This is a genomic window from Brachybacterium sp. AOP25-B2-12 (assembly GCF_052378625.1).
In the GTDB taxonomy this organism is placed as follows: Bacteria; Actinomycetota; Actinomycetes; order Actinomycetales; family Dermabacteraceae; genus Brachybacterium.
In genome coordinates, this window is record NZ_JBQSXW010000001.1 from 65525 (window position 1) to 87288 (window position 21764).

The 21764-nt window shown below is 72.0% G+C and carries 19 protein-coding genes, 1 tRNA gene and 1 pseudogene; 10 read left to right on the forward strand and 11 right to left on the reverse strand.

The window, feature by feature from the left end; translation table 11 throughout:
- The first annotated feature begins 6 nt into the window (after positions 1-6).
- The 7 genes and pseudogenes from ACT3TZ_RS00315 (at position 7) to ACT3TZ_RS00345 (ending at position 7604) form a co-directional block, all read left to right on the forward strand.
- The gene (locus tag ACT3TZ_RS00315) at positions 7-966 is read left to right on the forward strand and encodes a carbohydrate ABC transporter permease (protein WP_444581397.1); all 960 of its coding nucleotides are present in this window, start codon (positions 7-9) and stop codon (positions 964-966) included.
- Positions 963-2381, forward strand: a complete 1419-nt coding sequence (locus ACT3TZ_RS00320; RefSeq protein ID WP_444581398.1) for an ABC transporter substrate-binding protein — start codon at positions 963-965, stop codon at positions 2379-2381. The genes ACT3TZ_RS00315 and ACT3TZ_RS00320 overlap by 4 nt, the downstream gene beginning before the upstream one ends.
- Positions 2378-3202 (forward strand): ThuA domain-containing protein, encoded by an 825-nt coding sequence (locus tag ACT3TZ_RS00325; protein WP_444581659.1) that lies wholly within the window; start codon positions 2378-2380, stop codon positions 3200-3202. Before ACT3TZ_RS00320 ends, ACT3TZ_RS00325 begins: the two co-directional genes overlap by 4 nt.
- Positions 3192-4361 (forward strand): Gfo/Idh/MocA family protein, encoded by a 1170-nt coding sequence (locus tag ACT3TZ_RS00330; protein ID WP_444581399.1) that lies wholly within the window; start codon positions 3192-3194, stop codon positions 4359-4361. Before ACT3TZ_RS00325 ends, ACT3TZ_RS00330 begins: the two co-directional genes overlap by 11 nt.
- A 119-nt stretch (positions 4362-4480) precedes the next feature.
- Positions 4481-5992 (forward strand): annotated as a pseudogene (locus ACT3TZ_RS00335) (hypothetical protein); the annotation flags it as partial.
- A gap of 75 nt (positions 5993-6067) precedes the next feature.
- Positions 6068-6460, forward strand: coding sequence for a family 49 glycosyl hydrolase (locus ACT3TZ_RS00340; RefSeq protein WP_444581660.1), 393 nt, complete (start codon positions 6068-6070; stop codon positions 6458-6460).
- Positions 6461-6539: 79 nt separating this feature from the next.
- A complete protein-coding gene (locus ACT3TZ_RS00345; RefSeq protein ID WP_444581400.1) occupies positions 6540-7604 on the forward strand; it encodes a LacI family DNA-binding transcriptional regulator in 1065 nt (354 codons plus the stop codon).
- A 107-nt stretch (positions 7605-7711) separates the two neighbouring features.
- On the opposite strand, the gene ACT3TZ_RS00350 is transcribed toward ACT3TZ_RS00345, so the two are convergent.
- Both ACT3TZ_RS00350 and ACT3TZ_RS00355 read right to left on the reverse strand, forming a co-directional pair.
- Complete coding sequence (locus ACT3TZ_RS00350; RefSeq protein WP_444581401.1) at positions 7712-8287, reverse strand: sugar phosphate isomerase/epimerase family protein; 576 nt, start codon at positions 8285-8287, stop codon at positions 7712-7714.
- An 87-nt stretch (positions 8288-8374) separates the two neighbouring features.
- A tRNA-Leu gene (locus ACT3TZ_RS00355) sits at positions 8375-8461 on the reverse strand.
- A gap of 125 nt (positions 8462-8586) precedes the next feature.
- On the opposite strand from ACT3TZ_RS00355, the gene ACT3TZ_RS00360 reads away from it, so the two are divergent.
- On the forward strand, positions 8587-9078 hold the full coding sequence (locus tag ACT3TZ_RS00360; RefSeq protein ID WP_444581402.1) for a tRNA (cytidine(34)-2'-O)-methyltransferase: 492 nt from the start codon (positions 8587-8589) through the stop codon (positions 9076-9078).
- Positions 9079-9103: 25 nt separating this feature from the next.
- On the opposite strand, the gene ACT3TZ_RS00365 is transcribed toward ACT3TZ_RS00360, so the two are convergent.
- The 9 genes from ACT3TZ_RS00365 to ACT3TZ_RS00405 form a co-directional block, all read right to left on the reverse strand.
- Positions 9104-9982 carry a shikimate dehydrogenase family protein gene (locus ACT3TZ_RS00365; RefSeq protein ID WP_444581403.1) on the reverse strand — a complete coding sequence of 293 codons (879 nt, stop codon included), beginning with the start codon at positions 9980-9982 and terminating at the stop codon, positions 9104-9106.
- The gene (gene mltG, locus ACT3TZ_RS00370; RefSeq protein ID WP_444581404.1) at positions 9979-11178 is read right to left on the reverse strand and encodes an endolytic transglycosylase MltG; all 1200 of its coding nucleotides are present in this window, start codon (positions 11176-11178) and stop codon (positions 9979-9981) included. The genes ACT3TZ_RS00365 and mltG overlap by 4 nt, the downstream gene beginning before the upstream one ends.
- Positions 11175-11726 carry a Holliday junction resolvase RuvX gene (gene ruvX, locus ACT3TZ_RS00375; RefSeq protein ID WP_444581405.1) on the reverse strand — a complete coding sequence of 184 codons (552 nt, stop codon included), beginning with the start codon at positions 11724-11726 and terminating at the stop codon, positions 11175-11177. The genes mltG and ruvX overlap by 4 nt, the downstream gene beginning before the upstream one ends.
- The gene (gene alaS, locus ACT3TZ_RS00380) at positions 11723-14431 is read right to left on the reverse strand and encodes an alanine--tRNA ligase (RefSeq protein ID WP_444581406.1); all 2709 of its coding nucleotides are present in this window, start codon (positions 14429-14431) and stop codon (positions 11723-11725) included. The genes ruvX and alaS overlap by 4 nt, the downstream gene beginning before the upstream one ends.
- Positions 14432-14556: 125 nt before the next feature.
- Positions 14557-15183, reverse strand: a complete 627-nt coding sequence (gene rpsD, locus ACT3TZ_RS00385; RefSeq protein ID WP_444581407.1) for a 30S ribosomal protein S4 — start codon at positions 15181-15183, stop codon at positions 14557-14559.
- A 129-nt stretch (positions 15184-15312) separates the two neighbouring features.
- Complete coding sequence (locus tag ACT3TZ_RS00390; protein ID WP_444581408.1) at positions 15313-16680, reverse strand: replication-associated recombination protein A; 1368 nt, start codon at positions 16678-16680, stop codon at positions 15313-15315.
- Positions 16681-16763: 83 nt separating this feature from the next.
- Entirely contained in the window at positions 16764-17837 is a 1074-nt protein-coding gene (locus ACT3TZ_RS00395) for a quinone-dependent dihydroorotate dehydrogenase (protein WP_444581409.1), read from the reverse strand.
- Between the two features lie 23 nt (positions 17838-17860).
- The gene (locus ACT3TZ_RS00400) at positions 17861-18316 is read right to left on the reverse strand and encodes a hypothetical protein (RefSeq protein ID WP_444581410.1); all 456 of its coding nucleotides are present in this window, start codon (positions 18314-18316) and stop codon (positions 17861-17863) included.
- Positions 18313-18675: a hypothetical protein gene (locus ACT3TZ_RS00405; protein WP_444581411.1), complete on the reverse strand. Its 363-nt coding sequence runs from the start codon at positions 18673-18675 to the stop codon at positions 18313-18315. Before ACT3TZ_RS00405 ends, ACT3TZ_RS00400 begins: the two co-directional genes overlap by 4 nt.
- A gap of 107 nt (positions 18676-18782) precedes the next feature.
- Here ACT3TZ_RS00405 and ACT3TZ_RS00410 point away from each other — a divergent pair, with 107 nt between their 5' ends.
- Together ACT3TZ_RS00410 and lpdA are read left to right on the forward strand one after the other, a co-directional pair.
- On the forward strand, positions 18783-20237 hold the full coding sequence (locus ACT3TZ_RS00410) for a leucyl aminopeptidase (protein ID WP_444581412.1): 1455 nt from the start codon (positions 18783-18785) through the stop codon (positions 20235-20237).
- Positions 20238-20356: 119 nt separating this feature from the next.
- A complete protein-coding gene (gene lpdA / locus ACT3TZ_RS00415) occupies positions 20357-21763 on the forward strand; it encodes a dihydrolipoyl dehydrogenase (protein ID WP_444581413.1) in 1407 nt (468 codons plus the stop codon).
- The last annotated feature ends 1 nt before the right edge of the window (position 21764 follow it).

The window sequence follows — 21764 nt, forward strand, 5'->3', positions numbered from 1 at the left end:
GGAATCATGGTCACCACACCCCTGTCCGCACCGCCGGAGCTCGAGCCCGAGAAGGCGCTCGACGAGCTCGCCGAGCCCCGTCGCACCCGCCGCGCCCGACGCGCGCGCTGCAAGGCACCCCGCCGCGCCGACGGCTCCCGTCCCAGCGCCATCAGCGCGTGGATCGCGCGCATCGTGCTCCTCGGCGTCATGGCCCTGTTCCTGCTGCCCATCTACTGGATGATCATCAGCGCCGTGAAGTCCGGCCAGGAGCTCTCGGAGTTCCCGCCGACGCTGTTCCCCCGCGCGTGGCACTTCGAGAACTTCCGCGAGGCCGTCACGGTCATGCCGTTCTGGCTGTTCTTCCGCAACTCCGCGATGATCACGATCAGCGTCGTCGCCCTCACGGTGGTCAGCAACTTCATCGTCGCCTACGGGTTCTCGTGCATCGAGTGGCGCGGCCGCGACGAGCTCTTCTACATCGTCCTGGCCACGCTGTTCCTTCCGTTCCCGGTCACGCTCATCCCCATGTTCGACATGTGGGCCGCCCTCGGGTTCGTCAACACCTGGGTGCCGCTGATCCTGCCGGCGCTGTTCGCGGGGGGCTTCTACACCTTCCTGCTGCGCCAGTTCATGCTGCAGACCCCCAAGGACATGCTGGACGCCGCGCGTCTGGACGGTGCCTCGGAGTGGTCGATCGCCTGGCGGATCGTCTTCCCCACCGCCCGCCCCGCGCTCACGGTCGTCGCGATCTTCACGGCGGTGGGCACCTGGAACGACTTCATGGGTCCGCTCATCTACCTGCAGGACCAGGACAAGCAGACCCTCAGCATCGGCATGCAGATCTTCCGCTCCGTCAACTCGCAGGACGTCTCGTTCAACCTCCTCATGGCGGCGTCGTTCCTCGTGCTGCTGCCCCTGGTGGTCCTGTTCTTCGCGTTCCAGCGCTCCTTCGTCAGCGGCATCACCCTCGGAGGCTTCAAGTGATCGATCGTCGTTCCCTCATCAAGGCCCTGGGCGCCGGGGCCACCGTCTCCATCGCCGGCGGCGCCGTCGTCGGCTGCACGAACCGACCCGTGGGCGCCGAGCGCGACCCCGACGTGATCCGCCTGTGGGGCATCTGGGCCTCGGAGGCCCAGGTCGAGCAGGACGTCATCGCGGCGTTCTCGCGGACCCACCCGGACATCACGATCCAGGTGTCCCAGGTGCCCTCCAACGGCGAGGGCGACGCCTCCAGCGCGATCACCGCCGTCCGGGGCCGCACCGGCCCGGACCTGTACTTCATGGACCGCTTCAACGCCCCGCAGTTCGCCTCGCTGGGCCTGCTCGAGCCGATCGATCGTCTGATCGAGGAGCACGAGGGCGTGGCGCCCGCGGAGTTCATGTCGCAGTGGATCAAGTTCTCCAGCGACGAGCTGTTCTACGACGGCCGCTACTACGGGCTGCCGCTGTACTGCGACACCCGCGGGCTGTTCTTCAACCGGGGGCTGGCCCGTGAGGCCGGCGTCGACCTGGAGCTGCTGGATCCGGCCAACGGCCCCATGACGTTCGACCAGATCTGGGAGATCAGCGACCAGGTCAACGTCCAGGACGCCCGTGGCACCTACGAGCGCGTCGCCTGGATCCCGTGGGACGAGCAGGCCTCGCTGCTCATGTGGGCGATGGCCTTCGGCGTCGGCTTCTTCACCGACAGCTCCTGCACGATGACGCTCGACTCCCCGCAGATGCTCGAGGTGGCACGCACCTACCGCGGATGGGTCGAGCGGCTCGACTACGCCCGTCTCGACGCCTTCAAGGCCACGTACCAGCCGCCCAACGCCCCGCCCACCCAGACCTCGTTCTTCTCGGACCGCCAGCTGTTCCAGATCTCGGGTCCCTGGTCGGTGAAGTCCATCCAGGAGTACAAGCCCGACATGGACTGGGGTGTCACCCACCTGCCAGTCGCCCGGGCCGGGGACCGGCCCTTCAACTGGGCCGGCGGGCAGTCCCTCACCATGCCCACGGGATCCAGCATGTCGAAGGCCGCGTGGGAGTTCATGCGCTTCTACGCCGGTCCCGAGGGGCAGAAGATCCTGTGCCCGGGGATCTCGTTCCTCCCCACGCACCGCGACGCCGTCGCCGATCCCGGTGCGACCGCCCCCGGGCTCGAGTTCTTCACCGACCAGATGGCCGTGACCCGCTCGCGCCCCCCGCTGCCCGTGGGGACGAAGCTGTGGGATGCCGTGTTCACCATGCAGGGACAGCTCGAGCACAACTCCCAGAGCCCCGAGGACGCCGTCGTCGAGGTCCAGAACTACGTCAACCCGACCATGCAGCAGTTCTGCCCGTTCCGCCTGCCCGACGGCTTCGGCGAGCCCGACCCGGACTTCCACCTGGACACGCCGTGGCTCGACACGAAATGACCGACGCGCGCCGGGCCCCTGGCCCTGACCACACCCCTCAGGAGACCCCCATCGAACCCCTGCGCATCACCGTCTACGGCGAGAACCGCCACGAGACGACCGATCCGATCGTCCAGCGCGTCTATCCCGAGGGCATGCACACCGTCATCGCCGAGGGCATCGAGCAGGCCCTCCACGGCCTCGGACGGGAGGCGCAGGTGCGGATCGCGCTCCTCGACGACATCGAGGACTCGCTGTCCGAGGAGGTCCTCGCCCGGACCGACGTCCTCACCTGGTGGGGCCACATGGCCCACGACGACGTCCCCGATCAGGTGGTCGACCGGGTGGTGCGCCACGTGCGGGCGGGGATGGGCTTCCTGCCCCTGCACTCGGCGCACTACTCACGGCCCTTCAAGGCGCTGATGGGGACCGAGTGCGACCTCCTGTGGCGCAACGACGGCGAGGAGGAGCGGGTGTGGACCGTCGATCCCTCGCACCCCATCACGCGCGGCGTGCCGCAGCCGATCCTGATCCCCGAGCAGGAGGCCTACATCGAGTGGTTCGCGATCCCCGCTCCCGACGAGCTGATCTTCGTGTCCTCGTTCGCCGGCGGCGAGATCTTCCGCTCCGGGTGCGGCTTCCGGCGCGGCAAGGGGAAGATCTTCTACTTCTCCCCCGGTGACCAGGAGTATCCCGTGTACCGCCACCAGGCGATTCGCCGGGTGCTCGCCAACGCCGCCCTGTGGGCGGCCCCCGAGCCGCGCGAGCGGACGCTGAACCGGCTCTCGCACGTCGACCGCGACTGGTACCGGGATCCGGAGGTGGCGCGCCGTGCCGTCTGAGAACGCACCATGGGGTCCGGCCGCTGCCCCCGCACCGCCGTCCCGGATCCCCGCGGACCGTCCCGCGCGGGCCGTCGTCGTGGGCGCCGGAGGCATGGGGCGCTGGTGGGTCAGCACCGTGGCCGCGAGTCCCGTCGCCGAGCTGGTCGGGATCGCCGATCTCGACCGGGGCGCCGCCCGCCGCGCCGCCGACGCGCTGCCCGAGGACCACCCCGCCGTGGCGATCGGCACCGACGGGGTCGAGCTCGCCGTGCGCCTGGGCGCGGACCTGCTCGTGGACGCGACCATCCCGGTCGCGCACCACCCGATCACCGTCGCGGCCCTGCGCGCCGGCGTCCCCGTGCTCGGCGAGAAGCCCGTGACCGAGACCCTCGCCCAGGCGCTGAGCCTGACCGCCCACGCCGAGGCGACCGGGACCCCGTTCATGGTGTCCCAGTCCCGCCGCTTCTTCCCCCAGGTCCGTGCCCTGCGGGAGTTCGTCGCCGAGCACGGTCCGCCGGTGCTGACCACGGCGTTCTTCGCGATGTACGGGCGGGCCGAGGGCTACCGTCGCGCCGAGCCCCACCCGGTGCTGCGGGACATCGGGATCCACAACGTCGATGCGGCCCGGTACGTGCTGGCCGCGGACCCCGTGGCCGTGACCGCCGTCGAGACCCGACCGCCGTGGTCGACCTTCGATCATCCGGCGACCGCCACCTCCACCTCCGAGATGACCGACGGCTCGCTGTTCGTCCACAACGGCTCGTGGGACATCCGGGGACTGTCGACCCTGTGGAACGGCGACTGGCGGTTCGGGCTGCGCCACGGCTCGGCCACCTGGGACGGCACGTCGATGCCCGTCCTGGGCACCGAGGAGGGCCTGCTCACCCGCCGGGACGATCCGGTGCCCGAGGAGGCCGACCAGATCGCCGCCTCCCTCGCGGAGTTCGTCGCCGCGCTCCGTGAGGGCCGCACGCCGCAGTGCGAGGTCCACGAGAACGTCATGAGCCTGGCGATGATCGACGCCGCCTCCGAGGCGGCCGATCACGGCGGCCGCGTGCTCGTCGACGACCTCCTCGAACGAGCCCGCGCCCGCGCCGTCGAGGACGAGCTCGACGACCGTGCCCGCGATCGCCTGCGGTCATGGACCACCGTGCGCTCCGCCCTCCGGGCGCGCTGAGAGCCGACGCCCCGCCCCCACGACGTGCGCACCCGCGCGCCGCACCATCGGCCGGGCCCGAGGACCCCGGCACCACCACCGGACGCAGCACCCCCATCCCGTCTCGAGGAGGAGATCCCATGGGACCCCTGCCCACCAGCCCCACCATCATCACCACCGACACCCCCGACACCCCTGTCGTCCGCCGACGGCGAGGCCACCTGATCGCGTGGGCGTGCGCCGCCGTCCTCGCGCTGACACCGGCGCTTCCCGCCGTCGCCGCCCCCGTGCCCCTCGTCCCCGCCGAGACACCGGGCGAGGGGGCCGAGCAGGAGCCCGATCCCGGCGCGGCACCCTCGACACCACGGACCGTCGACGACGGTCGTCTGCACACCTGGTGGCACGACCGGACGGAGGCGCAGTCGACGGGCCCGGTGGCTCCGGACGCGGTGCGCATGTCCACCGCCTACGACGTCGACGTCTCGACGGTCGCCGCCCCGGAGGACTCCTACGACTCCTTCACCTACATGTCCGTGCCCCGCAGCGGCAAGGACATGTAGGGGTACGACTCCGAGGACGGCGCGGAGTTCGCCGCCTCGGCGGGCCTGACGATGAGCTGGTCCACCTTCGAGCACACCGAGGACACCTGGGTGACGGTCCACCTGACCACGGGCGCGACCATCGACTCGGCCGATCACGTGACGGTGCGCCCCACGGAGCTGGGACTGCCGGTTCAGTACGTCGATCCGACGACCGTGCGGGTCAAGGTGCCCTACGACGAGGACGGCACCCGCTTCTCCGTCGAGTTCGAGCCCGATCTGATCACGTCCTACAACGACATGACCGGGAACAGCGGCACGCTCACGCTCGACCCCGCCGGCGGCCGGGCCGTGCACACCGAGCCCGGCAACGCCCTGATGATCTTCGCCCAGCCGCGGCGCGACACGACCTCCGAGGAGGTGCCCACCGCCGAGGACGGCACGATCCGCCGGGTGACTCCCGAGACGGTGCGCGACCTCGACACCGTCACCGAGGAGATCCTCGTGTTCGAGCCCGGGGTGTACGACATGGGCACGGACTACCACGCGATGCTCCCGGAGAACGTGCGCTGGGTCCATCTGGCCCCTGGCGCCTACGTCAAGGGAGCGTTCCGCTTCGTCTCGGACCAGCAGGACGCGTACAAGGTCACCGGCTACGGGGTGCTCTCGGGTGAGCGCTACGTCTACGAGGCCGACACCCGGGAGGGCTACCGGCATCGGTCCGAGGACACCAACTGCCACGCCGACTGCGTCAAGATGCTCCAGTTCGCCTCGAAGGAGGCCCCTCAGCACCTGGATCTGCGTGGCGTCACGATCGCCGAGCCGCCCTACCACTCCTTCGTGGTCTACGGCTCCGAGGACACGTTCACCATGGACGTGCAGCGCTACCAGCAGGTGGGCTCCTGGTACTGGCAGACGGACGGCATCGAGCTGTACGCGGGCAGCCGCATGCGGGCCACGTTCTTCCACGCCAACGACGACGTGCTCAAGCTCTACCACTCCGACGTCCGCATCGAGGACACGGTGATCTGGAAGAACGAGAACGGTCCGGTGATCCAGTGGGGCTGGGTGCCGCGGGACGTCCACGACGTCACGGTGCGGGACACCGCCGTCATCCACAACCGGATGGGCTGGAAGGACGTCAAGCACAACACGTGCGTCCTGAACTCCTCCTCGCACTGGGAGGACATGGAGGCCACGGACCGCGCGGACCCCGACGCCCGGATCCGCGACGTGCGCTTCGAGGGCATCGCGGTCGAGGGCATGGTCAACTGCGCCTTCCGCGTCGAGGCGCTGTCCTCGACGAACGGCGTGCACGTCGACGGCCTGCACATCGACGCCTGGAACGAGCTCGACCCGTCCTCGCAGGCGAGCTTCGTCCGTGCCCACACCGACGCCGACGGCCGCCCGGTCGCCATCGGGGACCGACGCCGTGAGAGGCCCGCTCTGGTGCTCACCGACTACCGGGTCGGCGGCGAGCCGGTGACCCGGCGCGCCGGGAACTGGGGCCCGGAGGACGCCGGCCGCATCGCCATGCCCGAGCGGTCCCGCGCGTGGACGGCGACCCTGGCCTGCCGCTGACGGGACCCGTGCCGATCACCCGCCCGTGAACTCGGGGCGCGACGCGGACGCGTCGCGCCCCGAGTCCCGGAGGTGCCCCGTGCCCGCTGTGCGCCTGGCAGATGTGGCCCGCGATGCCGGCGTCTCCCTCGCCACGGCCTCGCGGGTGCTCAACGGCTCGACCAGGACCCCCGGCAAGGAGGTCGCCGAGCGCGTCCAGGCATCGGCCTCCCGGCTCGGCTACGTGACCAACCTGCAGGCGCAGGCGCTCGCACGCTCCCGCACCGGACTCGTGGGCCTGGTGGTCCACGACATCGCCGATCCGTATTTCGGGACCCTGTCCCGGGCCATCCAACGGGTCGCCTTCGCCTCGCGCAGCCAGGTGCTGCTCACCCAGACCGACCGGGACGTGTCCACCGAGCTGCGCGCCGTCCGGTCCCTCATCGCCCAGCGGGTCGACGCGATCATCCTGCTCGGCTCCCGGCGGTACGGGGACGGACCGGACGGCGAGATCCTCACGCTGCTGCGCGGCTACGCCTCCCACGGCGGACGGATCATCGCGATCGGTCAGGACCTCGGCATCGGATCCACGATCCTCGTCGACGACGCCGGGGCCTCCCGGGACCTCGCCACCGCCCTCGTGGCGGCGGGGCATCGCCGGTTCGTGGTCGCCGCCGCCCGCGCCGACATCCCCTCGGTGGCCTCACGCACCGAGGGCTTCCTCGACGGCCTCGAGGCCGCGGGTCTCACGGCCGAGCTCAGCGTCCCGGCCACCCTGGATCGCGACGGCGGCCACGCGCTCGCCGACGCCGTCGCGGATCATCTCGGAGCCACGTCGGGGGTCGCCGGCGCGCTGTGCGTCTTCGCCCCGGCCGACGTCATGGCCTTCGGTGTGCTGGGCCAGCTGCGGTGCCGCGGCATCGACGTGCCGGAGCGTGCCGCCGTGGTGGGCTTCGGCGGTGTTCCCGCGGTGCGGGACGTGCGCCCCACCCTGACGAGCCTGGACCTCCCGCTCGAGGAGATGGCCGATCGCGCGATCACCTGGGTGCTGGACCCTGAGCAGGACCATGTCGGCGGTGCGCTCTGGCACGTCCGCGGGGTGGTCGCTCTGCGCGAGAGCACCGCCCGCCCCGGCTCCGACGGCGGCCCGCGCCGCTCGGCCTGACCGCGCTGCGCCCTGCCGCCCCCGACCGAAGGAGCGACGGGACGGACACCCCCGTGTCCGTGCCCGACGCTCCCGTGCCCTCCCACCCTCCCCCGGGGCGCGTCCGGTCAGAGATGTGGAGCCACCAGCTGGTCGTAGCGCTCCGCGGCGATGCGCACGACGTCCCGGGCCGGGGCGTCCCAGATCTCCTCCCGGAGGATCTCCACCTCGATCGGTCCGGCGTACCCGCTCGCCGTCACCGCGCGCGTCAGCGCGGGGATGTCCGCGAACCCGTCCCCGGGGTTTCCGCGCGAGTGGAGCACCTCTGCGGCCACGTCGAGGGACTGCCAGGTGGTCGAGGCCACGCCACGATCGGCGGCGATGATCGGGTTCATGGGCTCGATCGCGAGCCGGACACCGGCATGCTCGGCCCCCGGTGCCGGGTGGGCGATCGCGTCGGTGACCCGGGAGCGCGCCGCCACGATGTCCCGGTCGCCCGCGGGAAGTCCGCCGACGACGAGGACCAGGGTGTCGGTGCCCAGCGCGTGCGCCTCGACGAGCGCCCCCCGGTTGTCGTCGAGGGCCGCGCTCCACCCGGCGGTGCCGACGTGGATGTACGGGCCGTCCGGTCGACAGGAACGCGGCCCGCAGAGGCGGTTGCCGCCTCCCGTGCCTGCGGACCACGGCGAGGGCGGTCGGGACAAGAGAGGTCAGGGTCGAACGGGGACGGGTCCTCGGACGAGAGAGGCCCCCGTGGTCCGCCGAAGCGATCCACAGGGGCCTTCACACCGTGTCCGAGGGGGGACTTGAACCCCCACGCCCGTTAATAGGGCACTAGCACCTCAAGCTAGCGCGTCTACCAATTCCGCCACCCGGACGGGTGGCCGCACGCCGTGCGACTGGACGAGGTTAGCACGCGTGGAGGGTGCCGGAGCACCCGATCCGGGGCATCGCCGCAGACAGTGAACACGATCACCCTTCCGGGCCGTGGGAGGATCGGAGCATGGTCCACGTCGTCTTCCACGAGCCCCGGATCGCGGGCAACACCGGCAACGCGATCCGACTGGCCGCCGTCACCGGGTGCCGTCTCCATCTCGTCGAGCCGCTGGGCTTCGACCTCGAGGACACGAAGCTACGGCGCGCGGGACTGGACTACCACGACCTCGCGACGACGACGGTCCACCCGGACATCGACGAGGCGCTGGACGCGGTCCCGGGCTCGCGGGTTTTCGCCTTCACGGCCCACACGCCGCATTCCTTCGCGGACGAGGCCTACCGCCCGGACGACGTCCTGCTGTTCGGCGCCGAGCCGACCGGCCTCCCGGAGGCCGTGCTCGCGCATCCGCGGATCACCCGGCGGGTGCGGATCCCGATGCTCCCCGCACGGCGGTCGTTGAACCTGGCCAATGCCGCCTCGATCGCCGTCTACGAGGCGTGGCGGCAGCTCGGGTACGACGGGGCGGGAGCCGGGACGACCGCGCCGCCGGAGGCCTGAGCCGGGAGCCGTTCCCCGCCCGGGGTCACCGGCGGGCCGCGAGGGCCGCCAGCCCGACCTCGAGCATCGGGTCGGTGGGCACGTCGGAGATCCCGAGCATCGAGCGCACCTGCTGCGCCGCCTGGTGCACGAGCATCTCCAGTCCGCTGGCGACGTCGCTGCCCTGTTCGCCGAGCAGTGCGGCCAGCGGCGCCGGCCACGGGTGGTACAGCACGTCCAGGAAGGTCGTGGGCACCGGGACGCCGTCCGCCGTGCGCATCCTGGACACCAGCGCCTCGGCCCCGGCCGCCGCCAGCGCCGAGACCACGACCGGGCCGGCGAGCACCTCGTCGGCACGGTCCCACGGCACGATCGTGACGACGGCGCCCCTCCTTCGCGCGAGCGCGGCCAGCGGAGCGAGCTTGTGCGGGCTCCGGGCTGTCAGCACGACCTCGCCGACGCCGAGGTCCAGCAGGGCCGCCGTCGCGCTGAGCGCCGTGGCCCCGGAGCCGATCACGCCGCCCCGCGCCGGTGCGGCGTCCACGCCGTGGTCGCGCAGGCTCTGCGCGATCCCGTGCACGTCATGGTTCTCGGCGTGCCAGGTGCCGTCCGCGCACCGGATCAGCGTGTTGGAGACCCCCAGCTCGACGGACACCGCGTCCCGGGAGCGCGCGAGCCCGAACGCCTCGCGTTTCAGCGGCATGGTCACGCTGAGCCCCTGCAGGTCGCGTCCGGCCGGGCTCTCCAGGAAGTCCCCCAGGGAGCCCTCGGCGACCTCGTGGGCCGTGTACCGGGCATCGGTGACGCCCAGGGCGCGGTAGGCCGCCCGGTGCAGCACCGGGGACAGCGAATGGCCGATGGGTCTGCCCACGACGGCGAAGGCGCGTCGCACGGTCGCCGAGGGATCGGCGATGGCGGCGGTCATCCGCCGTTCTTCGACCGCGCCCAGGCCCTCCACTGCTCCACCGCCGCGTCGTGCTCGGCCATGGTCGTGGAGAAGACCGTCTCCCCGGTGTCCGTGTTGATCGTGACCCAGTAGAGCCACGGGCCCTCGGGCGGGTTCAGCGCGGCGTCGAGCGTGGCCGATCCCGGGTTCGCGATCGGTCCCACGGGCAGGCCCGGGTGGAGGTACGTGTTGTACGGGGAGTCCACAGCCCGCTCCTCCGGGGTCGTCGAGACCGAGGACCTCCCGCTGACGTAGGCGACGGTCGAGTCCAGCTGGAGGTTCATGGGCCTGCCCCCGGCCTCGCCGACCCCGGCGAGCCGGTTGTCGATCGTGCGGACCACCTTGCCGTAGTCGTCCGGCGTCCTCGCCTCCTTCTCGGCGATCGAAGCGAGGGTCAGGACACTATGACGGTCCGCGGCCGGGACGCCGCGCTTGTCGAGCTCGCTGGTCATGCGCGAGGCCATCATGGTGAGGATGTCCTTGGCCGTCGCGTCGTCGGGCACGTCGTAGGTCCCCGGCCAGAGGTAGCCCTCGGCGCTGCCCGCGGGGTTCTCGGGGATCCCGAGCGCCGTGTAGTCCTTCGCGGCGGCCTCGAAGTCCGCGACGGGGATGCCGGTGGCCTTGGAGATCCGGGCGAACATGTCCGACATGCGTTGCCCCTCGGGGAGGGTCACGCGCATCCCGGCCCGGCTGGCGGGGTCCAGCAGCAGGTCCAGGGCGTCGCTGGACGTCATGCTCTTCTTGAGCTTGTACGTGCCGGGGCTGATCGACGAGGCATCGGGCGTGTTCCCGAACTTCGTGCTGAACGGACCTGCGGTCTTGATGACGCCCGCCTCGACGAGCTTGTCGGCGATCTTGGCACCGGAGTCCCCGTCCTCGATCACGATCGTGGCCTCCCCGGAGCCGGGGCCCTCGAACTCCGTCTCCGTCTGGCTCACGTCGACGTTGCCGGTGACCCAGCCGTAGGCGAGGAAGCCGCCCGTGCCGACCGCCGCCAGCACGACGACGACCAGCAGCGCCGGGAGCACCGTCCGCAGGAGGGACCGCTTGTGCACCGTGGCCCGACGGCGTCCGCGCACGGGGGCGGGAGCCGTGGACGACGGCCTCGTGCCATCGTGCGGCGGGTGGTCGTCGTGACCTGCGAGCTCGTCGAGCAGCGATTCGTCATCCGTCATGCCTGTTCCTCCTCATGATCGGGGACGTCGGTCGGGCGCTGCGGCACGCGCACCGGCTCACCGGGTCTGCGGCCGCTGGATCGCTCGATGTCCAGGGCCTGCTGCAGGATCATCACCGCGGCGACCTGGTCCACGACGGCACGGTGCTTGCGCCCCTTGCGTCCGGAGGTGTGGAGAGCCTGGTGCGCCGTGACCGTCGTGAGCCGTTCGTCGACCAGTCGCAGCTGCGCGCCGACGCCCACCTTACGCAGGGCGGCTCCGAGCTCGTCGCAGAAGGCGCGTGCCTTGAGCGCCGCGGCGCCCTCGTGGCCGTCGAGCGACCGCGGCAGACCGACCATCACCACCTGGGCCTCCGTCTCGGCGACGAGGTTGGCGATGCCCGCGGCGGCGTGCTCGCGCGGCATGGTCTCGACGGGGGTGGCGAGCAGGCCGTCCAGGTCGCTGCGGGCCACGCCCACGCGGACGTCGCCGACGTCGACCCCGATGCGGACGTGGCGGGGGGACGGCTCCGGGAAGGGGCCGTCCGATTCCGGGAGACGCCCGGTCACACGGCCCCGACCGTCGCGACGGCCGCCCGGACGGCGTCGAGCGCCGCCTGCGCACGCTGCGGATCGCCTCCGCCGCCCTGGGCGAGGTCGGGCTTGCCGCCGCCGCGACCGCCCATGGCCTCGGTGCCGCCGCGCAGGAGGGACCCCGCCGACAGCCCTTTCTCCCGGGCGCTCGCATTGGTCGCGACGACCAGCGCCGCTCGGCCGTCCTGGGCGGCGGTCACGGCCACCACGGCCGGGGCGTCCTCTCCCAGGCGCGCCCTCAGGTCCAGCACGAGGGTGCGGGCATCGCCCGCGGAGACGTCGTCCCCGGCGTCGTGGACCAGCAGCCGGGTGCCCCCGACCTCGGTCGCGGAGTCCACGAGCGTGCCGGCCCGGGCCTGCAGCTGGGAGGCGCGCAGCGTCGCGAGCTGCTTCTCCATGTCCTTGACCCTCTGGGTGAGCGCCCGGACGCGATCGGGGAGGTCCTCCGAGCCCACCTTCATGAGCTCGGAGAGCTGGGAGACGAGCGCGTGCTCCTTGGCCTGGAAGCGGTAGGCGTTCTGCCCCACCAGGGCATCGACGCGGCGCACGCCGGAGCCGATGGACGCCTCGCCGAGCAGCTGGACGGTGCCCAGATACCCCGTCGAGCGCACATGCGTGCCGGCGCACAGCTCGCGCGACCAGTCCCCGCCGATCGAGACGACGCGCACGATGTCGCCGTACTTCTCACCGAACAGCGCCATGGCGCCCTGGGCGCGGGCCTCATCGATCGGCATCTGCTGATCGGTGACCTCGAGCTCGTCCTGCAGGAGGGTGTTGACCCGGCCCTCGATCTGCTCCAGCGCCGAGCGCGGCACGGCCGAGCCGGAGCGGAAGTCGAAGCGGAAGCGCCCGGGGGAGTTCTCGGAGCCGGCCTGCGTGGTGCCCTCGCCGAGCTCCTCCCGCAGGGCCTTGTGGACCATGTGGGTGGCCGTGTGGGCGCGGGCGATCGCGCCACGTCGCACCACGTCGATGCTCGCGATCGCGGGCGACCCCTGGACGACGGAGCCCTCGACGAGGCGCCCCCGGTGGACCGAGAGCCCCTTGACCGGTGCCTGGACGTCGTCGACCTCGATGAGGCCGCCGCCCTCGAGGGAGATGCGGCCCTGGTCGGCGAGCTGTCCGCCCATCTCGGCGTAGAACGGCGTGCGGTCCAGGACGACCTCGACCTCGGCGGGCGCATCCGCGCGCGCCACGAGCGCCCCGTCGACGAGCACGGACTCGACGGTCACCGCGGCGGTGTCGTCGGTGTAGCCGAGGAACGGGACGGACGCGCCGCCGCGTCCCGTCAGCAGTTGGTTGTAGAGCGCCGTGTCGGTGTGCCCGCTCTTCTTGGCGCGGGCGTCGGCGCGCGCGCGGTCGCGCTGCTCGGTCATGGCGGTGCGGAAGGCCTGCTCGTCGACGCGCAGCCCGACCTCCTGCGCCATCTCGAGCGTGAGATCGATCGGGAACCCGAAGGTGTCGTGAAGGCGGAAGGCGTCCTCGCCGGGGACGACCGTGCCGCCCGCGTCGCGGATGGACCCCGCGACCCGGTCGAACAGGCTCGTACCCGTCTCCAGCGTGCGTCGGAACGCCTCCTCCTCGGTGTAGACCACGTCGCTGATCCGCGCGAAGTCGTCGCGGACGATCGGGTAGGACTCCCCCATCAGCGCGCTCGAGACGGGCAGCAGCTCCGGCATCGCGGGCTCGGTGTACCCCAGCAGGCGCATGGAGCGGACCGCCCGGCGGATGAGGCGGCGCAGCACGTAGCCGCGTCCCTCGTTGCCGGGGCGCACGCCGTCGCCCACGAGCATGAGGGCGCTGCGCACGTGGTCGGCGATGACGCGCAGGCGCACGTCGTCCTCGGCGTCGGTGCCGTAGCGCCTCCCGGTCAGCTCCTCGGCGCGCTCGATGACGGGAAACACCTGGTCGATCTCGTACATGTTCTGCTTGCCCTGCAGGATGTACGCGAGACGTTCGATGCCCAGGCCGGTGTCGATCGACTTGAAGTCGAGCTCCCCGAGCAGCGGATAGTCCTTGCCGTTGCCCTCGCCGCGCAGGAACTGGTCGAACACGAGGTTCCAGATCTCGATGTACCGGTCCTCGGCCGCGGCGTCCTCGGGCCACACCGCGTGGGTGCCCGCGGTCGCCTCGGGGCCGTGCTCGGGTCCCCTGTCGTAGAACCACTCGCAGCACGGGCCGGCGGGTCCGGGCTGGCCCGTGTCCCAGAAGATCTCGGCGCGCGGCAGACGGACGATGCGGTCCTCGCGGACCGCGATCCCCTCGGTGAGGATGCGGTACGCCTCCTCGTCCTCCTCCCACACGGTGGCCCACAGCCGGTCGGGGTCGAGCCCGTACCCGCCGTCGTCCTGCGACGAGGTCAGCAGCTCCCACGCGAAGGGGATGGCCCCCTCCTTGAAGTAGTCGCCGAAGGAGAAGTTCCCGCCCATCTGGAAGAAGGTGCCGTGACGCGTGGTGCGCCCGACGTTCTCGATGTCATTGGTGCGGATGCACTTCTGCACGCTCGCGGCCCGCGGCCAGGGCGCGCGCTCGGTCCCGACGATGTACGGGATGAACGGGACCATGCCCGCGATCGTGAACAGGATCGAGGGATCCGACGAGACCAGCGAGGCGCTGGGCACGATCTCGTGCTGCTTCGTGGCGAAGAAGTCGAGATAGCGGCGATGGACCTCGGAGGTGCGCATGGGACGTGTCCTTCCTGGGCCGCGCGGCGGGGGCGCGGCGGGCGCGATGGGGGGGGGCAGGTGACGCGAAAGCCCCGGTCAGCGTACCGGAGTACGCCCGCCGGGGCTTTCGTGAGCCGTGTCGATCAGCGAGCGTAGTACTCGACGACCAGGGCGACGTCACAGGTCACGGGGACCTCGGCGCGGCGCGGGCGGGCGACCAGCTTGGCCTTGAGCTCGGGCAGCTCGACCGACAGGTACGAGGGGGTCGAGGCGAGCACATCGGCGTTGCCCCCCTCCGAGGCGATCTGGAAGGGCTCGAAGGCCTGGCTCTTGGGCTTGATCTGGATCGTCTGGCCGGGCTTGACCCGGTACGAGGGGCGATCGACGATCTTGCCGTCCACGAGCACGTGGCGGTGGGTCACGGCCTGGCGTGCCTGCAGCGTGGTGCGGGCGAAGCCGGAGCGCAGCACGAGGGCGTCCAGGCGTGACTCGAGGAGCTCGACCATGCTCTCGCCGGTCAGGCCGGACTCCTTGCGGGCGTCCAGGTAGGCGCGGTGCATCTGCTTCTCGCGGATGCCGTACTGCGCGCGCAGACGCTGCTTCTCGCGGAGACGGACGGCGTAGTCGGACTCGGTCCGGCGACGGGCGCGGCCGTGCTCGCCCGGGGGGTACGGGCGCTTCTCGAAGTACTTGACGGACTTCGGGGTGAGCGGGAGCCCGAGGGCTCGGGAAAGACGCGCCTGACGACGCGCACGGGTGACGTTGGTCACGTAGTTACCTCTGTTCGATGCGTGAATCCAGATAAGGCAGCCGCGGATCCAAGGGGAGAGATTACCGGACCCCTCAGGACGGCTCAACCGCGCGGGGCACAGGTCACGCGGCGCGTCCTGTGGACTGCGTCACGAGCGGCCGCGGAGGATCCCGCGGAGGGTGGCGACGCGGCGTGAGACCTCGGCCTCCCCTCCGCGCGCGGTGGGCGTGTAGTAGTCGGTGCCTGCGAGATCGTCGGGGGCGTACTGCTGGGCGGCGACGCCGTGGGGGGCGTCGTGGGCGTAGACGTAGGTGGTCCCGTGCCCGAGCTTCTCGGCGCCCCCGTAGTGGGCGTCCCGGAGATGGGCCGGCACACCGCGGCCGCGGCCCGCGCGCACGTCCTCGCTCGCGCGGGTGATGGCCGTGGTGGTGGCGTTGGACTTCGGTGCGGTGGCGATGTGGATGACCGCCTGCGCGAGGGGAAGGCGCCCCTCGGGCATGCCGATGTTCTGGACGGCCTGCATCGCGGCGACCGCGACCTGCAGCGCCTGGGGATCGGCCATCCCGATCTCCTCGCTCGCCGCGATGACGATCCGCCGGGCGATGAACATCGGGTCCTCCCCCGCCTCGATCATCCGGGCGAGGTAGTGCAGGGCCGCGTCGACGTCGCTGCCGCGCATCGACTTGATGAACGCGCTGGTGACGTCGTAGTGCTGATCCCCCGCGCGGTCGTAGCGCAGGGCCGCGACGTCGACGGCCTGGGCGAGGGTCTCGACGTCGATCTCCTGGCGGCCGTCGGCGAGCACGGCGGCGGCCGCGGCCTCGAGCGAGGTGAGGATCTTGCGGGCGTCCCCGCCGCCGAGCCGCAGCAGGGCGGCGCGCGCGTCGTCGGCGATGCCCACCGTCCCGCCCAGACCTCGGTCCTCGGTCAGGGCGCGGTCCACGAGGAGGGAGAGGTCCTCGTCCGACAGCGACTCGAGGGTCAGCACGAGCGAGCGCGACAGCAGCGGGGAGATCACCGAGAAGTACGGGTTCTCGGTCGTCGCCGCGATCAGGGTGACCCAGCGGTTCTCGACGCTGGGGAGCAGGGCGTCCTGCTGGGACTTGGAGAAGCGGTGCACCTCGTCGACGAACAGGACGGTCTCCCGCCCGGTGGTGCGCAGGCGCCGCCGGGCCGCCGCGACGACGTCCCGGATGTCCTTGACGCCTGCGAGGACGGCGCTGACCTCGACGAACTCACGGTCCCCCGAGGTCGCCACGACGTAGGCCAGGGTGGTCTTGCCGGTCCCGGGAGGGCCCCAGAGGATCACGGAGGCCGGGGCGGTGCGGGCGTCGTCGGCACCGATCAGGCGTCGCAGCGGGGAGCCGTCGCGGACGGCGGAGGTCTGTCCCACCACCTCGTCGAGGGCGCGTGGTCGCATCCGCACCGCGAGCGGTGCGCGGTGGTCCCGGTTGTCCTCGGACAGCGTGCGCGGCGCCGGGGCGGGCCCTGCCAGCGAGAACAGGTCGTCGTCCATCCCTCCAGGGTAGGCGGGGGCACCGACGCGCGAGGAATCCGTGCCGCCCCTGAAGGGGGCAGGTGGTGCGAGCGGAGCCGTCGTCAGCCGGCGAGGGCCCGCGAGATCCTGCCGGGCCAGCCGGGGCCCTCGTAGATCAGGGCCGTGTACCCCTGGACCAGATCGGCGCCCGCGTCGAGGCGGGCACGGACGTCGTCGGCGGTCGTGACCCCGCCGCAGCTGATGACCGCGAGGCCCTCGGGGAGCTCGGCCCGCAGCAGCCCGAGGACCTCGCGCGACCGCTCGGCGAGCACGGGGCCCGACAGGCCGCCCGCGCCGATCTCCTCGATGCGTGCCCTCGACGCGTGCAGGGTCGAGGGCCGGGCGATGGTCGTGTTCGTCGCGATCACGCCGGCGAGGCCCTCCTCCCGTGCCAGGCGTGCCACGGCGCGGACGTCCTCGTCGTGGAGGTCCGGGGCGATCTTGACCAGCACCGGGACGGGCCCGGGGATCCGGGTGCTCCGGGTCTCCGCGACGACGGCGGCGAGGATCGGGCGCAGGGCGTCGACCCCCTGCAGGTCGCGCAGGTGGGGCGTGTTGGGGGACGAGACGTTGATCGCGAGGTAGCTCGCGTAGGGGGCGAGGGTCCGCGCGGCGGAGCGGTAGTCCTCGACGGCGCGCTCGACCGGGGTGTCCTTGTTCTTGCCGATGTTGACGCCGATCACGGCATCTCGGCCCGCGGCGGTCGAGCGGACCCGCGCGAGGCGACGGGCCGCGGCCTCGGCGCCGCCGTTGTTGAAGCCCATGCGATTGATGAGCGCGCGGTCCCGGACGAGCCGGAAGCTCCGGGGCCGGGGGTTCCCGGGCTGGGCGCGAGGCGTCAGCGTCCCCACCTCGACGTGCCCGAACCCCAGGTCGAGCAGCGCCAGCGGGACCGCGGCGTCCTTGTCGAACCCGGCCGCGAGGCCGAACGGCGAGCGGTGCGCGACCCCGAGGACCTGGCGGCCGGTGCCCGCCGAGCGCGTTCCCGCGAAGAGCCGCCGCAGGATGGCGGGGCCCCCGGGCACCGCATGGGCCAGGCCCAACGCGCGGACGGTGAGGTGGTGCGCGTCCTCCGGGTCGATCCGGGACAGGACGTGCTCGAAGAGGACGCCGTAGGGGGTGCGGGGGCTCGTCACGCCGTCACGGTACGTCACCGGGATCAGCGCACGGCCCTGCGCGCCGCTGCGCGGCGACGCGTCAGCAGGAACACGATGGCGACGATCGGGAGCGCGAGCGGCACCCAGCCGTACCCGGCCCCGTATTGGGACCACACGGTCGCATCGGGGAAGAGCTCGGGATCCAGCACCGTGAGGGTCCCGACCACGAGGACTCCCAGGAGCTCGGCCGAGCACAGCCACAGGGCCGCCCGGGACTCGCCCCCGCGGCGGGCCAGCAGCACGGTCGCCGCGATGTACGTGGCCGCCGCGGCCAGCGAGAGCAGATAGGCGAAGGGGGCATGCTCGAACTCGGTGAGGATCTGCACGAGCGAGCGCGCCGTCGCCGACAGCGCGAAGATCCCGTAGACGATCACGAGCACGAGGGCGAAGCCGCGCGATCGTCGAGGAGGACGAGGGACCGACGTCCCGCTGTCCGTGCGTGGTCCGTCGATGCTCATGCGAAGCCTCCCGGCCAGATCTGGGGCAGTCTCATCTGCAGCACCGCGGTCGTCACGGCCACCACGAGGATCACGACGCTCCCCCATCGGCTGCGCTCGATGAACCCGAGCCAGGCCCCTGCCACGGGCAGGGCCAGGCCCGTCAGCGCGTAGCCGTACAGGGTGACCGGGTCCGGGACGGTCGCGCCGGAGAGGTCTCGGACCGCGAGGGCCGACGCCTCGACCACCCAGACGACGGCGATCAGCGCCACGGCACCGAGCAGCACCAGATCCGCGGCGAGGTCCTTCACGCAGTAGTAGAGCGCCAGGAGCGCGGTCAGTCCACAGACCGCGTACACCGCGATCGCCAGTGCCGTCACGTCCCTCGTCCGCTCCTCCCGATGACCACGGTCCCGGAGGCTCCGGGGACCACGACCATCGCCGGCAGCGCGTGTCCGGGGCCGACGGCCTCCCCTACGATAAACGCATGGCTGATCTCACCGTGTCCTCCGTCCGCCCCGAGTCCGTCACCGCCGAGGTGCTCGTGCTGCCCGTACTGAAGGGGGGTGACGGCGCCGATCCGCGCGTGCTCGGTCCCGAGGGGGTCGAGGGGATCGGCGCGGCCATCGGCCTCACCGGTGCGCTGGACGAGGTGCGCCGCATCCCCGCCCCAGCCGGGTTCGCCACCGGGGCCCTGCTCCTCACGGGGCTCGGTGCGTCCGAGCTCGCCGACGTCTCCGATGCCGACGCCCGCCGTGCGTTCGGCGCCGCGACCCGCTCCCTGACCGGTCTGGACACCGCCGCGATCGCCCTTCCCGGCGCCGCACCCGCACAGCTCGCGGCCGCCGCCGAGGGGGCACTGCTGGGCGCCTACGCGTACGTCACCTCGAAGACGAAGGCCCCCAAGGCGGCCCTCGCCGCGATCGAGATCCTCGATGTCGACGGCGCCGACGGCCTCGAGGACGCCGTCTCCCGGTCCCGCACCGTCTCGTCCGCCGTGGACCTCGCCCGGGATCTCGTCAACACGCCCCCGAACCTGCTGTACCCCGCGGAGTTCGCACGTCGCGCCCAGGAGGCCGTCGCGGACCTCCCGATCACGGTCACGGTCCTCGACGAGACGGAGCTGGCCGCGGGCGGCTACGGCGGGATCGTCGGCGTCGGGCAGGGCTCGACCCGTCCCCCGCGCCTCGTGCGTCTGGACTACGCACCCGCGGGTGCCGGGCAGCACGTCGCCCTCGTGGGCAAGGGCATCACCTTCGACACGGGCGGCATCTCGATCAAGCCGGCCGCCAACATGGACGCCATGACCTCGGACATGACCGGGGCCGCGACCGTCCTGGCGGCGACCTTCGCCGCGGCGACCCTCGCCCTGCCCGTCCACGTCACCACCTACCTCGCGCTCGCGGAGAACATGCCCGGCGGGGGCGCCCAGCGCCCCGGTGACGTCGTCACCATGCGCGACGGCACCACCGTCGAGGTGCTCAACACCGACGCCGAGGGCCGGATGGTCATGGCCGACGCCCTCGTCGACGCCGTCGCCGACGGTCCCGACCTCGTGCTCGACGTCGCGACCCTCACCGGGGCCGCCGTCGTCGCGCTCGGCACCCGCACAGCCGCCGTCCTGGGCACGGAGTCCGCACGGGACGCGGTGCTCGCGGCCGCGGGGACCGTGGGCGAGCCGTTCTGGCCCCTGCCCTTCCCGGCGGAGCTGCGCGCGGAGCTCGACGGTCGGGTCGCCGATCTGCGCAACGTCGCCGGCCGCGAGGGCGGGGCGCTGACCGCGGGCATCTTCCTGCGCGAGTTCGTCGGCGACACCGAGTGGGCGCACCTGGACATCGCCGGACCGGCCTTCGCCTCCAAGCCGCTGGGCTTCCAGGGCGTCGGCGCGACCGGCATGAGCGTGCGCACCGTGCTGCAGGTCCTGACCGACCGGTCCGCCTGATCCACCCCTGCACGACCCTCCCGCCTGCCCGTCCCGGCCTGCTCGGACGTGCAGGTGGGAGGGCGGCCCGTGGCCTAGCATGGGTCCGAACCCCACCACGACACCAAGGGAGCCTGAACGTGGCTGATGAGACCGCAGACCAGTACGACCTCGTGATCCTCGGAGCGGGCAGCGGAGGCTACGCGGCGGCGCTGCGCGCGGGCGAGCTGGGACTGCGCACCGCCCTCGTCGAGAAGGACAAGCTCGGCGGCACCTGCCTCCACCGGGGTTGCGTCCCCACCAAGACCATGCTCCACGTCGGCGAGATCGCCGACACCGCCCACGAGGGCGAGGCCGTGGGCGTGAAGATCTCCGTCGACTCCATCGACCCCCAGGGCATCCGCTCCTTCAAGGACAAGATCGTCGGCCGCCTCTACAAGGGCCTCCAGGGCCTCGTGAAGGCCGCCAAGGGCGTCGACTACATCGAGGGCTACGGTCGCCTCAGCGGCAGGAACACGGTCTCCGTCGAGTCCGAGAGCGGCACGCGCACGCTGACCGGCAAGAACATCGTCCTGGCCTCCGGCTCGTTCTCCAAGACCCTCCCCGGTCTCGAGCTGGGCGGCCGGATCATCGATTCCGAGGTCGCGCTCGACCTGCCCGAGATCCCCAAGAACCCGATCATCCTGGGCGGCGGCGTCATCGGCGTGGAGTTCGCGAGCGTCTGGAAGTCCCTGGGCGCCGAGTCCGTCACGATCGTCGAGGGCCTGCCCCACCTGGTCGCCAACGAGGACGAGTCGCTGTCCAAGGCCCTCGAGCGCGCCTTCAAGAAGCGCGGCATCAAGTTCTCCCTCGGCACCTTCTTCGAGAAGGCTGAGCAGACGGACTCCGGCGTCACCGTGACCCTGGCCGACGGCACCACCTTCGAGGGCGACTACCTGCTGGTGGCCGTGGGCCGTGGTCCGAACACGAAGGATCTCGGCTACGAGGAGCAGGGCATCGAGATCGACCGCGGCTTCGTGATCGTCGACCGCAGCACCCTGGAGACCTCCGTGCCCGGCATCTACGCCGTCGGGGACATCGTCCCCGGTCTGCAGCTGGCCCACCGCGGGTTCCAGCAGGGCATCCTCGTGGCCGAGGAGATCGCGGGCCTGCGTCCCGCTCCGATCGTCGAGTCGGGGATCCCCCGCGTGACCTACGCGGAGCCGCAGATCGGGTCCGTCGGCCTCACCGAGAAGCAGGCCGTCGAGCAGTTCGGCGCGGACGGCATCGAGACCTACGAGTACAACCTCGGGGGCAACGGCAAGTCGCAGATCCTCGGCACGACCGGCTTCGTCAAGCTCGTCCGCGAGAAGGACGGTCCCGTCGTCGGCATCCACATGATCGGATCGCGCATCTCCGAGCAGATCGGCGAGGCGCAGCTGATCGTCAACTGGGAGGCCTTCCCAGAGGACGTCGCCGCCCTCATCCACGCCCACCCGACGCAGAACGAGGCCCTCGGCGAGGCGCATCTCGCGCTGGCCGGCAAGCCTCTGCACGCCCACGCCTGAG

Excerpts from the sequence above, each read along its gene's own strand:
- ACT3TZ_RS00315 (WP_444581397.1), top strand. The coding sequence starts at position 7 with ATGGTCACCACACCCCTGTCCGCACCGCCGGAGCTCGAGCCCGAGAAG.
- ACT3TZ_RS00325 (WP_444581659.1), top strand. The coding sequence starts at position 2,378 with ATGACCGACGCGCGCCGGGCCCCTGGCCCTGACCACACCCCTCAGGAG.
- ACT3TZ_RS00340 (WP_444581660.1), top strand. The coding sequence starts at position 6,068 with ATGGAGGCCACGGACCGCGCGGACCCCGACGCCCGGATCCGCGACGTG.
- ACT3TZ_RS00360 (WP_444581402.1), top strand. The coding sequence starts at position 8,587 with ATGGTCCACGTCGTCTTCCACGAGCCCCGGATCGCGGGCAACACCGGC.
- ACT3TZ_RS00365 (WP_444581403.1), bottom strand. The coding sequence starts at position 9,982 with ATGACCGCCGCCATCGCCGATCCCTCGGCGACCGTGCGACGCGCCTTC.
- mltG (WP_444581404.1), bottom strand. The coding sequence starts at position 11,178 with ATGACGGATGACGAATCGCTGCTCGACGAGCTCGCAGGTCACGACGAC.
- alaS (WP_444581406.1), bottom strand. The coding sequence starts at position 14,431 with ATGCGCACCTCCGAGGTCCATCGCCGCTATCTCGACTTCTTCGCCACG.
- ACT3TZ_RS00390 (WP_444581408.1), bottom strand. The coding sequence starts at position 16,680 with ATGGACGACGACCTGTTCTCGCTGGCAGGGCCCGCCCCGGCGCCGCGC.
- ACT3TZ_RS00400 (WP_444581410.1), bottom strand. The coding sequence starts at position 18,316 with ATGAGCATCGACGGACCACGCACGGACAGCGGGACGTCGGTCCCTCGT.
- ACT3TZ_RS00410 (WP_444581412.1), top strand. The coding sequence starts at position 18,783 with ATGGCTGATCTCACCGTGTCCTCCGTCCGCCCCGAGTCCGTCACCGCC.